Raw genomic sequence first — 286 nt, forward strand, 5'->3', positions numbered from 1 at the left:
ATTTCGCCTGTGGAGTTGAACGCGATCCGAAAGTTCAGATTCAAGCACTTTTCGGTCAACCACGCGTCCAATCTGGTTTGGGCCTCGACGGCCGTTGGAGAATGTTCATCGGCGGCGACTCCGACGACCTCAAGCCCGCTGTCCTTGTATTTCTCCTGGAGCTGCACCAGAAGGGACATCGTCGCCAGACATGGTCCGCACCAAGTTCCCAAAATCGACGATATACACTTTGCCGGGCTGGAAGTTCGTGAGGGGCTCGCCACGCAGCCAGTTCTCCACTTTGATC

1 pseudogene is annotated in these 286 nt (G+C 55.9%); it reads right to left on the reverse strand.

The annotated features are described in order from the left end of the window. A pseudogene (locus X760_RS76095) lies at positions 1–285 on the reverse strand (TlpA disulfide reductase family protein); the annotation flags it as partial. Position 286 lies beyond the last annotated feature (1 nt).

Source organism: Mesorhizobium sp. LSHC420B00 (genome assembly GCF_000503055.1).
Classification (GTDB): domain Bacteria; phylum Pseudomonadota; class Alphaproteobacteria; order Rhizobiales; family Rhizobiaceae; genus Mesorhizobium.